We start from the raw sequence: 13839 nt of genomic DNA, 5'->3' as shown, positions 1-13839 counted from the left end.
ACAAAAGGGTTTAAAGTTATGAAAAAAATTATAATTGTTTTGTTATGTATCATGTTTCTTTGTCCAAGTATATTTGCAAAGCAAAAAGACGATGTAATCATTTCCGTAACACAAGGATACACAAATATGTCTACAATATTGACAACGCCGCTTGATTTAACCGTAAATGATAAACTGTCTTCTCATAATTATAATTTAGGGCTTACTGCAGGGGTTATTCTGGACAACGGATTTACTTTTTTGGAACATACCGATTTCGCAGCAGGTGTTTCTTATTTTAATTCAATTAAAAGCTTGTCCTTTTTAGTGGAACTGCATTCAGTTATAGGTTATACTTTCAGACCCTCGCAAAACGCCTATATCAATTTATTAACAGGTTTAGGAATGATATACGGTTATCCGCAAATTATACAGGCGGGAATCCCCGTGCAATTGGGTTTTCAATACTACTTTACCGAAAAAATCGGAATAGACATATCTGCAATAGATATGATAGGTATAGGCTTCCCTATGTTTTTAACAAATTCCTTTACAATAAAAACAGGAATTTCTTTCAGGTTATAGAACTTGTTTACTTAAACATATCTCAACTCTTTTAAAATCCCGAAGCGGACAGAGACGCCCGCAAAACAACCTTCGGGAGCGATTTTACACGGCGGACTGTTTTTACAAAGCAATACGGTAAACATTCCCTCATATTTCAAAAAGATAAAAAAAATGATATAATAGCTCCTACTATGTTACTATCCAATTTTATCGTATTTGAAGGAATTGACGGTACCGGAACCACCAGTCAATTAAGACTTTTAAAAGAACGGTTTGCTTCCGAAGGTAAAGAAGAAACCTGTTTATTCACCCAAGAACCTACAACCGGCAAAATAGGAACTTTAATACGGTCAGCCTTACAAGGAGGCTTTAAACTTGCCCCCGAAACAATGACCCGTCTGTTTGCCGCCGACCGATGCGAACACCTTTACGGGGAAGGAGGGATTATTGAAGACCTTAATGCGGGAAAGGCCGTATTTTCCGACAGATACATCTTTTCAAGCCTCGCTTATCAGGCGGCGGCCGGAGCAAAAGAATTAGCCGAAGCTCAAAACAGGGGCTTCCCTATGCCGGAATACTTATTCTTTTTTGATTTACCCGTAAACATTTCTATGAGCCGCGTCATAGGAAGAAGTAATGTACTTGAAATTTACGAAGAAGAATCTTTTCAAAATAAAGTACGTAATGAATACCTTAATATTTTGGAAGTATTTAAAAAGCAGGAACCGAATATGCAAATAATAAAAATAAACGCTTCCGAAACAATCGAAGAAATTCATTCAAAACTATGGAGTATTTTAAAAGATTTGCCGAAAATATAATAAATGAAAAGGCAAATTGTATTTATTTTACTTTTTTCTCTTACGGCAGTACAATCGATATTCCCTTATTTTGTGGAATACAAGGAGCAGTATTACAAATTATATCATATTCATTATGAACAAAACCCCGATAATATAATAGAAAACATATATTGGCTTGAACAGGCAATCAACGCCGATTTTTGCAATCCTCTTTATGCGCTCGGCAAAATTGAAACAAAAAAACAATGGGAGAAATACCGCTATTTGTTTATGATGCATCTTAATTTAAAAATGGTGGAACAGCACCTCAGGCTCGGAAGCAAATTCGATAAACAGGCTGCATATTTTTACAATTTTCCGTGGAAAGAACAAAATATTGACAGCTTAGGCAAGGCGGAAGAGTTTTATAAAACGGCTCTTGTTTATTGGTATGAAGCTAAACTGTGGGCCGAAAAAGCAAATATCCGTCAATTTCAATTTTTATTTTTAGAAGACTTACAGGATTGGGAAGATGAAAGAGAACGCATTGCCGACGGTTCTCTTAACTATGAAAGAATAATAAACCGCGAACTCCGCCGCCTTTCAAAAGTACGCGAAGAGTTTATGAATATGGACGAAAAAACATATTAAAATAAAAATTTATATATCAAACCTCTTTACTAAATAATAAAATATCGGTATAATAATATCTATAAGAAATGAGCGTTTAATCCGAGCAATTTTGTTGCACCGCTGAACGGCGAAAACAAACCGCTTAAAAAAACGGATATCTCATTTCCGATAGGAGTATATACCATGAAATATTCAACATTCGGTATCCCCAATAGGATTATACACGGCGAAGGCGCCTTGGAATTCCTTTCGACCCTGGAAGGAAAAAAAGCTGTAATAGTTACGGGCGGAAGCTCAATGAAAAAATTCGGTTTTATTGACGAAGCAACGGAGTATTTAAAAAAAGCCGGAATGGAGGTAGCGGTTATAGACGGTGTAGAACCTGACCCCTCAGTCAAAACTTGTAAAGAAGGCGGAGCGAAAATGGCGGAATTCGGGCCGGATTGGATTATCGCATTGGGCGGAGGTTCTGCAATGGACGCCGCAAAAATTATGTGGGTTTATTATGAGTATCCGGGCTATAACTTTGATGATTTGGCGGCATTTAAATTCCCCAAGCTCAGAACAAAAGCAAAACTCGTAGGAATCCCGTCCACTTCAGGCACGGCTTCGGAAATTACGGCTTTTTCGGTTATTACAGATACGGAAAAAAATATAAAATACCCCTTAGTAAGCCCGGATATTATTCCGGATATTGCTATTGTAGATAACCGCATTCCTGCAAAAATGCCTCCTCTGGTAACGGCTCAAACCGGTATGGACGTTATGACTCATGCAATCGAAGCTTATGTTTCTACAGCTCATGACGATTATACCGACCCTTATGCCCTTAAAGCTGTTCAACTTGTCTTCGAATATTTGGAAAGAGCCGTTGTAAACGGAAATGATATGGAAGCCCGCGGAAAAATGCACACCGCTTCCACTATTGCAGGTATTTCATTCAGTAACTGTTCTCTCGGAATTGTTCACTCTATGGCCCATAAAATAGGCGGCGAATTCCATTTAACACACGGTGAAGCCAATGCAATTATGCTTCCGTATATAATCGAGTATAACAGAAAAGAGACGGACAGATACGGTAAGCTGGAAGGAGCCTTGGGCATAGATAATATTGCAAAAAAAGTTCTGGCCTTAAATGAAAAAGTAGGCATTACCCGTACAATCCGAGAAGGAAAAAATACAATCATTGCCGAAGACAAGTTTCTTAAAGTATTGGATTTAATGAGCGAAAGAGCGTTTAATGATGCATGCACCCTAACCAATCCCAGAAAAACATCTCCTTCGGATATTAAGAAAATTTATTTGGCGGCATATTACGGAAAAGAAATAGATTTTTAAAAGACAATTAAATTATTTTTAATATTTATAAAAGTAAGTTTTAAACAATAAGTACAATCCGATACTCCGTGTCTTGCGGAGTATCTTTTTAACAATTTGCTTTAACTTCCATTTGCAAAACTGAAATGTTTCGATACATAAATTTATACCGAATACTATATTAATAGCCGTAACTATTAAATCTATAAATAAAATTTATACTATAAAATATGCAGATAGAACGTCGGCAGGACGTCTCAGTCCTATCCGCCCTTAGTGTAATATTAAAATAAATTTACACTATTGTTTTTTTCCGGTAATTGTTCCTGTGTCAATAACATTAGCGGAACCTTCCATGGTTAAACTTAAAGTGCCCATTACGCTATTGTTATTTATTGAGCCGTCTACTTTCGTAAGATACTTTTGTCCGTTATCCGGTCGTTCGATTGTACCTGAAACAGCTCCGCGTGTCGAAACCGTTAAGGTAAAAGATATCGACTTTCCGGGTTCGGCATCGTCGCTAAGGGCACCTTTGAAATTTCCCGAAGAGTCAACCGTTCCGCTCCATGTTCCTTTTTGGTTTGTATTTTTAAAGCTCCATTTGCCTTCATAACGGCCTTCATACATTTTCATTTTATTATGCTTACAACCTGCAATTAAAACCGCACCGGCAGTTAAAACCAATACGCCAAACACTAATGCAAATCTTTTTCGTTTCATGTTTAAATACCTCTATGTAAATATAAAAATTTTATCAAAAAGAAAAACACTGCTTAAAGCAAAACCGTCCTGCAAGCTCTAAACTCCAAACAGTCTTCCCATTTAATCAGGCTATATATATATTGCAACCGGGTTTTTGTCAAGTACCGCTAAACGTTTTTTTTAAGATATTATACTTAAAACCGAATGTATGCTCATCGTCTCTCTCTAATATCTCAAGCCTAAAATAAGCAAACTTCTTCGTAAATTTTATTTAACCGAATAAGCCGCCTGACATCAATTTAGCTTGAAGCCCCTTATTTTTAGAAACCTTTCTCATCATTTGTCTTGTTTTTTCAAATTGTTTTAAAAGTTTATTTACGTCCCCTACGGTAGTACCCGAACCTCTTGCAATTCTCTTTCTGCGCGGCGGCCCTATTATGCGAAAGTTATCGCGTTCTTTAAGCGTCATGGATTGAATTATTGCCTTTTGGCGCTTGAGCGCGCTTAAATCCAGCTTATCCTTATCTATCTGACCTGCAAGTCCCGGAATCATCTCAAGCATAGATTCTATAGGGCCCATTTTTTCAGCCTGTTCGATTTGTGCAAGCATATCCCCGAGAGTAAAGGTTTCGGTAGCCATTTTGCGCTGAAGTTTTTCGGCTTCTTTTTCATCATAAACGGCTTGAGCTTTTTCAACCAGCGAAACAATGTCGCCCATTCCCAAAATACGGCTTGCAATGCGGTCGGGATAAAACGGTTCAAAATCTTCAGGTTTTTCACCGGTACCAACGTACAAAATGGGCTTGCCGGTTATGGTTTTTAATGAAAGAGCCGCGCCTCCTCGAGCATCGGAATCGAATTTTGTAAGAATAACACCCGAAAGACCTACACTTTCATCGAATTCCTTTGCGACATCTACGGCGCTTTGTCCCGTCATAGAATCCGCAACCAAAATAGTTTCTAGAGGTTTTACGGCGGATTTTATGTTAACGATTTCCTTCATCATAACTTCATCAATCTGAAGGCGGCCTGCAGTATCGACAATTACCGTATCGTAAAAATTCTTTTTGGAAAAAGCTAGAGCGTTTTTTGCTACTTTTACGGCGTCCTTTGTTTCTTCTTTATAAACCGGAATGCCTATATTTTCACCTAAAACCGAAAGCTGTTCGACGGCAGCCGGACGCACAAGGTCGCAGGCAACAAGAAGCGGTTTTCTGCCTTCGTTTTTTAATTTAAGCGCAAGTTTTGCGGCGCTTGTGGTTTTTCCCGACCCCTGTAAACCCAAAAATAAAATTACCGATTGAGTATCCGGGCCGCGTAAATCAAGCGATTTTTTTTCATCGCCCAAAAACGAAACCATTTTGTCATACACGATTTTAGTAAATTGCTGCCCGGGGTCTACAGAGCGCAAAACCTTTTCACCCTTGGCTTCTTCCGCAGCGGCATTTATAAACCGCCTTACAACACGCAAATTTACGTCCGCGTCCAAAAGGGCGGTTTTAATTTGTTCGATAGTTTCTTCAATATTTTTTTCGGTTATCTTCGATTTTCCCGAAAGCGTACGGATAATTCCGCCTAATTTTTCGCTTATACTTTCAAGCATTTATTTAACTCCGCTTAATAAATTTTTCTATAAACAAGTGTAATGAGTATATCATATTTTGTTAAACAATGGAAAGAGGAGATGAACAATTAAAATAATTCGGAATCAGTTTAAAGCAATAATTTTATTTGCAAAATTTTCCGGTAATGCCTCATGCGAAATAATAAAAATTATTTTGTTTTTAAATTTTATATTAAAGTAAAATCCAATAAATTTTTAAAAACGGCAAGTTTTATTCTTTTAAAATCCGCCCCCCCCCTGCCCTCTCTTGACAAACTTATTATTATTATTATTATTATTTATAGGAGGTCTATATGCCGGCAGTCAGTATAAGTATGAAATCGGGACTTTTATTCGCCTTGGAGCAAACAGCACTAAAAACAGGTTTTTCAAAAAGTAAAATAATGGAAAAGGCTTTGGAACGCTATCTGATAGAAATAAAAGAAGACCTTGAAGATTCCTCTCTGGCTGAAAAAGCTTGGAGCGAATTTGCAGCAAGCGGAGAAAGAACCTATACACTGGATGAGGTTTCAAAAGAACTCGGAATATGACAGTTGTTTTAACAAATGCGGCTAAAAAAAACTTAAAAGCACTTGATAAAACAGCGGCAAAAGAAATTATTAAATATCTAAGAGAGATAGAAAGGCTTGAAAATCCTAAGATAAAGGGAAAAAGTTTAAAAGGAAATTTATCGGGATTATGGCGCTACAGAGTTATGAATTACCGTATTTTATGCAGGATTTTAGAAGATAAAATGATAATATATGTTATTAAAATAGGGCATAGAAAAGACGTTTACAGCAGAATTCCGGTGCAAGTATAACTTCCTTTAATAACCGAAATTATTTAAAGCCGCCGGTATTTAAGCCGTTTTTTTCGGTTTTACTGCAATCCGGATAAGCATACACTTAAGTTTTACAATAGGCTTTATTTATTTACTCCGCTTAACAGTTTTTCTATAAATTCAAGAGGTTTTAATTCCTTATTTAATATCTTATAAAGTCCGGTACAAATCGGCAGTCTCAAATTGTTCTTTTTTGCAAGAATATTTACATATTTACAGGCGACGGCACCTTCGGGGAGATAGCCTATTTTTTTTATATTTAAAATTAAATCGTCTAAATTTTTAAAACCCGAAAGAATATTTTTAGTTATTATTTCACGTCCGAACCGGCGATTTCTGCCGTAACGGCTGCGGCAAGTAACGTCCAAATCGCCTACCCCGGAAATTGAGGTAAAGGTTTCAGGATGAGTAGCTCCCATTGCTCTGCCTATACTTTGTATCTCGTTCAAACCTGCGGCAAGCAAAAGCGACTGGGTATTATCACCGAAAGTATCGGAAGACTCCGTTAAGGCGTCCAAAATACCGAAAGCAACGGCGACAATATTTTTGGAAGCGGCGCAAACCTGTACACCTATTATATCCAAACTGGAATACACCATAAGAGTTTTTGATTTTAAAATTTCGCGACAGCGGATTGAAGACATAGGATTTCTGGAAGCGGTAATAAGTCCCGTTAATTTACCGGCGGCAACTTCTTGCCCGTGGCTGGGGCCCGCAACATACACCAAATGATTTTTATAAAAATCCGGAAGAATATCTTCAAGAGCGTCAATTATAAACTGAGGAGAGCCTTGCTTATCGGGAATAAAGCCCTTTGTTAAAACTGCAATAATCGGATAACTTTGTTTTCCGTCATCTTCGCTGAAAGGCTTATGCTTTAACATTTCCAAAGCGGTTTCTTTTAAATAAAGAGAGGGTGTCGCAAAAAAAACAACGGAAGAATCTTTGCATACTTTTTCCATATCGTCAGTTGCCGAAATATTTTCCGGCAAAATATAATCGGGCAAATACTTTCTATTTATACGTTCCAAATTCAGTTTTTCACAAAAATCTTTATTTCGTGCCCACAATAAAACATTATGTCCGTTCCGTGCAAGGGAGACGGCAACAGCCGTTCCCCAAGAACCTGCTCCGATTATACCTATTTTTTCGCTCACAAATAACTCTCCGGTTATAAATATAACATCTTTTTATAAAAAATGCAAATACCTAAAAGTATAACTGAAGAATACTCCTAAACTTTTTTTAAAATAAAACAGAATCTTTATTCCTTCCATAACCATGCAGATGAATCGGATATAAGCTTTTTTAAGACCATAACGTAAATTTCCTTCTGTTGGGAATCCGTATATGTTTTCCAAGAATTCTCATTATAACTTTTTGCAGTAAGCGATTTTAAAGCATCTTTTTCAGCGATACACTCTTCTTCCGTCATTCTGTTATAATTTTTAAGTAAACTTAAAAGAATATAAGACGATAAAACCCTTATTAACTTATTTTCCGTCTTCTTTTGCAAATCTTTAAATTGTTCGGAACTTTTATAAAAGTCCTTTGTCATATAAAGAGAAAGCCCCAGATAAAAAAGCATCCATTCATCGCTACCGGAAGAATTAAAGCGAGATGAAAATTCAACAAGTTCGGCATAATTCCCCGAAAGCATTTTGGCTGCGGCGAATTTGGGGGCAAGACGGTTAAGAAAGGAGCTTTTATTGTTTTTTAAGGCAAGCAGCAACCTGTCAAGCGACGGGAAATCGCTCAGCAAAATAAGAGCATCGGTTAAAAGTCTTACATTTCTGAATTTAAACTTTTTTTTATCGAATATCTCTTCTTCAAGGTGCATAGCTAAAGCGGTCCAATCTTCAGATTCAATTGCTTCAACCAATTTTCGGTTTTTAACGAAAATAATATCTACGGTTATTATCAATACCAAAAAAACAGGTCCTAAAAACCAGTTCATATTCCAAAATTCACGCATAACTGAACCGTTTGCATAAAACAGCGGAAAGAAAAAAATAGTAAATAATAATAAAAATAAGACGATATTAAATGTGATGAACAGTGCTTTTAATTTCATTAAAAATCTCCTATAATGGGGGTATCTTAAATTAATCGGCAAAATAATCCGTTTAATTTACAGAGCGGGTTTCGTTTTTGCGAAACGCTGTGTATCGTATGCGGCTTCGCGCGTCGCTGCGGAAGGGCATAAATTCGGTATCGTAATAGCCGAGTGCTAAAATTACGGGTTTTATTATACTACAGGAGAGAAAATAAGTGAATACCTATAACGTAAAAGAAACAAAAGATTTTTCATTTTTCGGTAAAAATGTATACTTGGACAAGAATTTTTTACTGTTAATACCCGAATGCCCTTTAACCGTAGAAATAAAAACAATGCTTGAAGATTGGGATTTTAATTTTATATATTCCGAAGGCGAACCTTCCGATTTTATGCCTATAAAATCTACTGGAAAACCGCTGACGTCGGAAAAAGACGTTCTGGCAATTTCCAGAGAAAAAGATGCGGCGGCGGAAAGGCTTAAAAAGCAGCAGGAAGTTATGCAAAAGGTAGAAAAAGAATTTTTACGGTTTTTAAAGTTTATCGAAAAGATATTTGAAATTTACAGTATGAAAAAAACAATTGACGGAAGAACGGTTTCCGATAAGGTAAAAGAGCTTTGCGATTTTGTCAAAGAAAATAAAAAGATGATTTTAAGAATTGATATGCAAAAATATTACTCGAAAGAAAATTATCTTATACTTCATTCTTTACGCTCCGCAATTTTTGCCCTTATCATAGGAATACAGCTTAAAATGCCCGCACATAAACTTATAGAGCTTGGAACCTCCTGTATGCTGCACGAAATAGGAATGCTTCGTCTTCCGCCTCAATATTATATGTATGACAGGCCCTTAAGCGGAGAAAGCAAAAAAGCTCTTTTAACACACCCAGTTTTATCCTATAATATTTTAAAGGCTTCATCGTTTTCTTTACCCGTCTGCCTCGGCAGTTTAGAACACCACGAAAGAGAAAACGGTAAGGGTTATCCTCGAGGGCTTACAAAAGACAAAATTTCCGTATACGGAAAAATAATTGCGGTAGCTTGTTCTTATGAGGCGGCTACGGGCTACAGACCGTATAAAGAAGCCACAGATGCTTCAACGGGGCTTGTAGATATGCTTAAAAATTCGGGAAGCCAATACGATGAAACAATTTTAAAGGCTCTTTTGTTTTCTCTTTCATTTTACCCTGTAGGAATTTATGTCCATCTTTCGGACGGAAAAATAGGACAAGTTATCGATATAAACCCCTATGACCCGAGATTCCCTATAGTCCAAATTTACGGAGAAACTACACCTACAGGTATGCCCAAAATTGTAGGAACCGACCCGAAAGGAATAACAATAAAAAGACCTTTAACTAAAGACGAAAAAAGCCGGCTTAATTTAAATGCAAATGCAAATACAATAACTTAAGGAGATTATTATGCGCATAAAAAAAATCTTTTTTTTCTTAACTCTGTTTATTTGTTTTACCGCCTTCGCGGAAACGACAAAAGAGCAAAACCTTATTTTAACCGAATACACAGCCTTGCTGAACAGGATAAAATATTCAAAACAAAGCGGGTTTTGTTTTGACGGAACGGAATTCATTGCCGAAACCGAAACCGAAGGCTCGGAGCATTCTTTTTTCGTTGCGGAGAAAAATATTTATATTAAAGTAGTAAATACCGAAGATAAAAATACTTACTTTACAAGATGTTTCGATATAAAAGAAGAAGTCGGTTATCTTGCGGTAAATTCCAAATTTAAATTACAGCCGTCAATTCCGGTTACCGGTCATTGGAACTTTATTAAAATAGGGAAAAAACTCAATGTAACGGTTTGTACCGATGAAACTTGCCGAAACATAGAAATAACCTTATACGAAATAAATGAAAAACCTTTAGACGTAAAAGACGGTATTTTTTTTACTTTTAAAAAAGGTGCAGAAAAAAAAGCAAAAAACGTAAATATTACTCTTAACGCAAAGGCCCTTCCGTCAATAAATATTGAAAAAGAAAAAAAAGAGGCTGATATTATATTAAAAAAAATGGAAGCTTATTTTTCTAAAGAACAAATAAATGCAAAAAAAGAAGAGCTGAAAAAAATACTTTAATTTTACCGCAGTAAAAAAACGGGGCTGTACGGTTATCTTTAAGCGTTCAGCCTTTTAACCCGCACTTTCCAATCGGGAAGGAATTTTGTCATATAGCGTTTAAATCGATTGTTGTGAAGCCTTTCTTTAAAGTGAACAAGCTCGTGAACAAGAACCATTTCGGCGCACTCTTCCGGTTTTGCAGCAAGTTTTATATTAAGCGTTACGATTCCTCTTGCAATATTACAGGCACCCCATTTACTTTTCATATCGCGTAATTTTATTTCCCGCGGCGCTTCATTTACGGTTTTTTCCCAGTACGGAAGAATTTCTTCAATGTAAAGCTGCAATTCTTCTTTGTATAGCTTATTCAGTACCAGTCTCCGTTTTAAGTACCTCTCCTTTAAAGAAGCCGCTTCAGGTTCTTTTATATAAAAAAAATCATCATCTATCGAAAAACGCCACAGTTTTCCGCCCTTGATTATTTTAACCTCGTATTTTTCGCCCCATAAAGTAATAAATCCTCCGTTTTTTATAATAGACTCTTCTTCTTTTTTGCTTATCTTTTGTTTTATTTCGATTCGGTGTTTTTTTATCCAGTCGGAATTATTCAGTGCAAATTGTATCGCCTTTTCTTCGGGATAGCCCTTAGGAATATGCAGTTTGGGTTCTCCGGTTTTAGGGGAAATTGTAAGTCTTAATTTTTTACCCCGCGATTGAGTAAGCTCAATATTTATTCCGTTTATAACAGTTTTCATATACGCATATTGTATTTTTTTATAATTCCCGGAAAAGTTTAAGCTCTTCTCCTGAAGATGTAAGAAGAATACCTTCAAAATTTCCGTAAACCGTGTGATATTCCGTACTGAAAATTATAGCATTTACTTTTTTATAATTATCCGATATGGGAATAAAAACCAAATCAACCATTCCTTCCATATCCTGAATAATCCATTTGCCCATAAAGCCGTAAGGGCGGGTTATTCTTACCGGCGGAATGGGAGTTCGACTTCCATTATACAGCATAATATTTTCGTTATATCTATAGCTGTCGGGGGCAACGGAGGTGTTTATTTGAAAAATCAGAGATTTCCCGTTTATTTTGCCTAAACCCGTTACAATGCTGCGTTTTGTACGCAAGCCGGTATAAGTTTTACGTACATCGTACAATCCTACCGAGGTTTCCCTAGATACGGAAATATCATCTTTGTAACCCAAACTTATCCAGCCCTTTACGGTGCCGCTTTGAATTGAAATTGCCTGACATTTTCTGCTCACATTATACGGAACTACACAGCTGAAATTAAGAGCTTCGCTTCCTGTTATATCCAAGTCCAATCGGCCTTCGCAGGAAGGGCGAAAATCGTTTGTTAAAAAATCGAAATCGGCGTGCAGTTTTCCGTGCGAGAGCCTTGAAAAAATACGTGCATAGCGATGTTTTGACCTGCAAGCGGTTACACTGTAGTTTATATGCTTCGGCTGGTGAATAAATCTTCCCGGAAGATATTGTCTGTAAGCAAATTTTTGTCCGGTTTTACGCAGCCAAAAAGTCGTTTCCATAAATGAAAAAATAAAACTTGAAAAAAATGCGGCCTCTCCTATTACTTCTTCGCCGCAAAATAAAAAGCGGGAAGCTCCGGTTATAAACATATTTGTAATAACCCTTGGAATAGGAAGATTCCCGAACGGACGCGGTAAACCGCGTATATCCAATTTTTTAAACCGCCCCGAAAACGAACCGAAAATAGCTTTTCCGTTTTTTACCGGAACTTCCGGTACAGGTTCTATTTTTCTTGTATACAAATCAGCCATATTTACCTCTTCCAAAATGCAGGCATAAAATAAATTATCATAGTATACAGTTCCAATCGGCCTGCAAGCATAACAAATGAAAAAAATACTTTTGCGGCAGGTGAAAAAAATGCAAAATTTCCGGCAGGCCCTACCCTTCCGAAACCGGGGCCTACATTGCCTATTAAAGCAAAGGCGGCACTAATACCGGTAAGCATATCGGTACCGTCCGCAACGGCAACAAAGGCGGTAACCAAGCCTAAGAAAAAATAACAAAACATAAACCCCGCAATACTGTAAACAATATCTTTACGCCCCGGACGTTTATTTAATCTTATACTGAAAACTCCGTGAGGATGTAAAAGTCTTTCGGTTTCTATCCATGCCTGTTTTTTTAAAACAAGCCATCGTATAACCTTTATATTTCCCGAAGTGGAACCGGAGCAGCCTCCTATAAACATCAAAGCGAATAAAACAAGTTTTGAAAACTCAGGCCATACATCGTAATTTACCGTGGAAAATCCGGTTGTCGTAAGTATTGAGGCAACCTGAAAAAATGCATGACGTAAACTGCCTATAAACCCGTATAAAGGAAAAATCGAAACGGTAATTAAAACCGTAGCTGCAAATGCAATGCGCAAATACGCTCTTAATTCCGAGTTATTAAAAAGTTCTTCCGCATGTCCCGTAAACAAATGAAAATATAAGCTGAAATTTACTCCCGCAAGCAGCATAAAAACGGCGCAAATAAAATCTACAGCCGGAGAATTAAAACTTCCTATACTGGCATTGCGAGTGGAAAAGCCTCCCGTGCCCAAGGTTGCAAAGGTATGACAGAGCGCTTCAATAAACGGAAGACCTGCAAGCATTAAAAGAGCGGTTTGTATTACCGTCATTCCCAAATAAATAAACCAAAGAGCCTTTGCAGTGTGGGTAATCTTTGCCGTAACCTTACCCTTGTCGGGGCCTGAAGTTTCGCTTTTAATTAAACGAAAACCTCCTACGCCCAAAAGAGGAAAAAGCGCTACGGTTAAAGCTACTATTCCCATACCGCCCAGCCAATGCATTTGACAGCGCCACACATGAATTGATATGGGACAGCTTTCCGCATCGGTTAAAACCGTGCCTCCGGTCGTCGAAAATCCTGAAACCGATTCAAAAACCGAATCTATAAACCCCGGAATTGCTTTTGAAAAGTACAGCGGTAAGGCTCCGAAAATACAGGCTGTAATCCATGCGGCCGCAACTAAAATAATTCCGCCCTCCGTGGAAAGTCTTATTTTTTTATTTTTTCCTATAAAAAATAAAAAAGCCGCAATTGAACAAACGGAAAGCGCCGGTATTATAAATGCCGGTATTACGTAATTTTCGTTTTTATAAATTGCCGTTAAAACAGGCATAACAAAACTGATTGCAATAATTGCAAGAATCATAAAAATAATTCTTACATACTGAAACAATTTGTTTTGAACAATTTTTATCATCT

General features: G+C 37.1%; 14 protein-coding genes and 1 pseudogene. 8 read left to right on the top strand and 7 right to left on the bottom strand.

All coding sequences use genetic code 11. From position 1 onward, the window contains the following. The first annotated feature begins 18 nt into the window (after window positions 1-18). The 4 genes from DYQ05_RS01585 (at window position 19) to DYQ05_RS01570 (ending at window position 3299) form a co-directional block, all read left to right on the top strand. Entirely contained in the window at window positions 19-564 is a 546-nt protein-coding gene (locus DYQ05_RS01585; protein ID WP_024465962.1) for a DUF2715 domain-containing protein, read from the top strand. A gap of 173 nt (window positions 565-737) precedes the next feature. Next, window positions 738-1367, top strand: a complete 630-nt coding sequence (gene tmk, locus DYQ05_RS01580; RefSeq protein WP_020964134.1) for a dTMP kinase — start codon at window positions 738-740, stop codon at window positions 1365-1367. Between the two features lie 3 nt (window positions 1368-1370). Continuing rightward, window positions 1371-1979 carry a DUF8513 domain-containing protein gene (locus DYQ05_RS01575; RefSeq protein WP_024466817.1) on the top strand — a complete coding sequence of 203 codons (609 nt, stop codon included), beginning with the start codon at window positions 1371-1373 and terminating at the stop codon, window positions 1977-1979. A 165-nt stretch (window positions 1980-2144) separates the two neighbouring features. Continuing rightward, entirely contained in the window at window positions 2145-3299 is a 1155-nt protein-coding gene (locus DYQ05_RS01570) for an iron-containing alcohol dehydrogenase (protein ID WP_206183706.1), read from the top strand. Window positions 3300-3578: 279 nt separating this feature from the next. Here DYQ05_RS01570 and DYQ05_RS01565 read toward each other — a convergent pair whose 3' ends face one another. Then, window positions 3579-3998, bottom strand: a complete 420-nt coding sequence (locus tag DYQ05_RS01565; RefSeq protein ID WP_206183705.1) for a hypothetical protein — start codon at window positions 3996-3998, stop codon at window positions 3579-3581. A gap of 253 nt (window positions 3999-4251) precedes the next feature. Continuing rightward, complete coding sequence (ffh, locus tag DYQ05_RS01560) at window positions 4252-5583, bottom strand: signal recognition particle protein (RefSeq protein ID WP_020964130.1); 1332 nt, start codon at window positions 5581-5583, stop codon at window positions 4252-4254. Between the two features lie 314 nt (window positions 5584-5897). On the opposite strand from ffh, the gene DYQ05_RS01555 reads away from it, so the two are divergent. Together DYQ05_RS01555 and DYQ05_RS01550 are read left to right on the top strand one after the other, a co-directional pair. Continuing rightward, the gene (locus DYQ05_RS01555) at window positions 5898-6134 is read left to right on the top strand and encodes a hypothetical protein (RefSeq protein WP_024465960.1); all 237 of its coding nucleotides are present in this window, start codon (window positions 5898-5900) and stop codon (window positions 6132-6134) included. After that, complete coding sequence (locus DYQ05_RS01550; protein WP_020964127.1) at window positions 6131-6406, top strand: type II toxin-antitoxin system RelE family toxin; 276 nt, start codon at window positions 6131-6133, stop codon at window positions 6404-6406. The genes DYQ05_RS01555 and DYQ05_RS01550 overlap by 4 nt, the downstream gene beginning before the upstream one ends. Window positions 6407-6510: 104 nt before the next feature. On the opposite strand, the gene DYQ05_RS01545 is transcribed toward DYQ05_RS01550, so the two are convergent. Beyond that, the gene (locus tag DYQ05_RS01545) at window positions 6511-7584 is read right to left on the bottom strand and encodes an NAD(P)H-dependent glycerol-3-phosphate dehydrogenase (RefSeq protein ID WP_020964126.1); all 1074 of its coding nucleotides are present in this window, start codon (window positions 7582-7584) and stop codon (window positions 6511-6513) included. A gap of 107 nt (window positions 7585-7691) precedes the next feature. After that, window positions 7692-8501, bottom strand: coding sequence for a hypothetical protein (locus DYQ05_RS01540; protein ID WP_029410547.1), 810 nt, complete (start codon window positions 8499-8501; stop codon window positions 7692-7694). 197 nt (window positions 8502-8698) lie between these two features. Here DYQ05_RS01540 and DYQ05_RS01535 point away from each other — a divergent pair, with 197 nt between their 5' ends. Next, the gene (locus tag DYQ05_RS01535) at window positions 8699-9901 is read left to right on the top strand and encodes an HD-GYP domain-containing protein (protein WP_029410548.1); all 1203 of its coding nucleotides are present in this window, start codon (window positions 8699-8701) and stop codon (window positions 9899-9901) included. Between the two features lie 10 nt (window positions 9902-9911). Further along, window positions 9912-10583, top strand: a complete 672-nt coding sequence (locus DYQ05_RS01530) for a hypothetical protein (protein WP_029410549.1) — start codon at window positions 9912-9914, stop codon at window positions 10581-10583. A 38-nt stretch (window positions 10584-10621) separates the two neighbouring features. On the opposite strand, the gene DYQ05_RS01525 is transcribed toward DYQ05_RS01530, so the two are convergent. The 3 genes and pseudogenes from DYQ05_RS01525 to DYQ05_RS01515 all read right to left on the bottom strand — a co-directional run bounded on the left by DYQ05_RS01525 (window position 10622) and on the right by DYQ05_RS01515 (window position 13837). Further along, a complete protein-coding gene (locus DYQ05_RS01525; protein WP_024467524.1) occupies window positions 10622-11320 on the bottom strand; it encodes a M48 family metallopeptidase in 699 nt (232 codons plus the stop codon). Beyond that, window positions 11317-12374, bottom strand: a pseudogene (locus DYQ05_RS01520) (DUF2804 domain-containing protein). The gene DYQ05_RS01525 and the pseudogene DYQ05_RS01520 overlap by 4 nt, the downstream one beginning before the upstream one ends. Before the next feature lie 2 nt (window positions 12375-12376). Next, window positions 12377-13837 carry a TrkH family potassium uptake protein gene (locus DYQ05_RS01515; RefSeq protein ID WP_206183704.1) on the bottom strand — a complete coding sequence of 487 codons (1461 nt, stop codon included), beginning with the start codon at window positions 13835-13837 and terminating at the stop codon, window positions 12377-12379. Between the last annotated feature and the right edge of the window lie 2 nt (window positions 13838-13839).

This window comes from Treponema pedis (assembly GCF_017161325.1).
GTDB classification, from domain to species: domain Bacteria; phylum Spirochaetota; class Spirochaetia; order Treponematales; family Treponemataceae; genus Treponema_B; species Treponema_B pedis.
Note: the sequence above shows the minus strand (reverse complement) of the source record. Positions and strands in the feature narration are given on the sequence as shown.

Bases quoted from the DNA above. Each gene is read 5' to 3' on its own strand.
- DYQ05_RS01515 (WP_206183704.1), bottom strand. From the start codon at position 13,837: ATGATAAAAATTGTTCAAAACAAATTGTTTCAGTATGTAAGAATTATT.
- DYQ05_RS01550 (WP_020964127.1), top strand. From the start codon at position 6,131: ATGACAGTTGTTTTAACAAATGCGGCTAAAAAAAACTTAAAAGCACTT.
- DYQ05_RS01575 (WP_024466817.1), top strand. From the start codon at position 1,371: ATGAAAAGGCAAATTGTATTTATTTTACTTTTTTCTCTTACGGCAGTA.
- DYQ05_RS01530 (WP_029410549.1), top strand. From the start codon at position 9,912: ATGCGCATAAAAAAAATCTTTTTTTTCTTAACTCTGTTTATTTGTTTT.
- tmk (WP_020964134.1), top strand. From the start codon at position 738: ATGTTACTATCCAATTTTATCGTATTTGAAGGAATTGACGGTACCGGA.
- DYQ05_RS01565 (WP_206183705.1), bottom strand. From the start codon at position 3,998: ATGAAACGAAAAAGATTTGCATTAGTGTTTGGCGTATTGGTTTTAACT.
- DYQ05_RS01555 (WP_024465960.1), top strand. From the start codon at position 5,898: ATGCCGGCAGTCAGTATAAGTATGAAATCGGGACTTTTATTCGCCTTG.
- DYQ05_RS01540 (WP_029410547.1), bottom strand. From the start codon at position 8,501: ATGAAATTAAAAGCACTGTTCATCACATTTAATATCGTCTTATTTTTA.
- DYQ05_RS01585 (WP_024465962.1), top strand. From the start codon at position 19: ATGAAAAAAATTATAATTGTTTTGTTATGTATCATGTTTCTTTGTCCA.
- DYQ05_RS01525 (WP_024467524.1), bottom strand. From the start codon at position 11,320: ATGAAAACTGTTATAAACGGAATAAATATTGAGCTTACTCAATCGCGG.
- DYQ05_RS01570 (WP_206183706.1), top strand. From the start codon at position 2,145: ATGAAATATTCAACATTCGGTATCCCCAATAGGATTATACACGGCGAA.
- ffh (WP_020964130.1), bottom strand. From the start codon at position 5,583: ATGCTTGAAAGTATAAGCGAAAAATTAGGCGGAATTATCCGTACGCTT.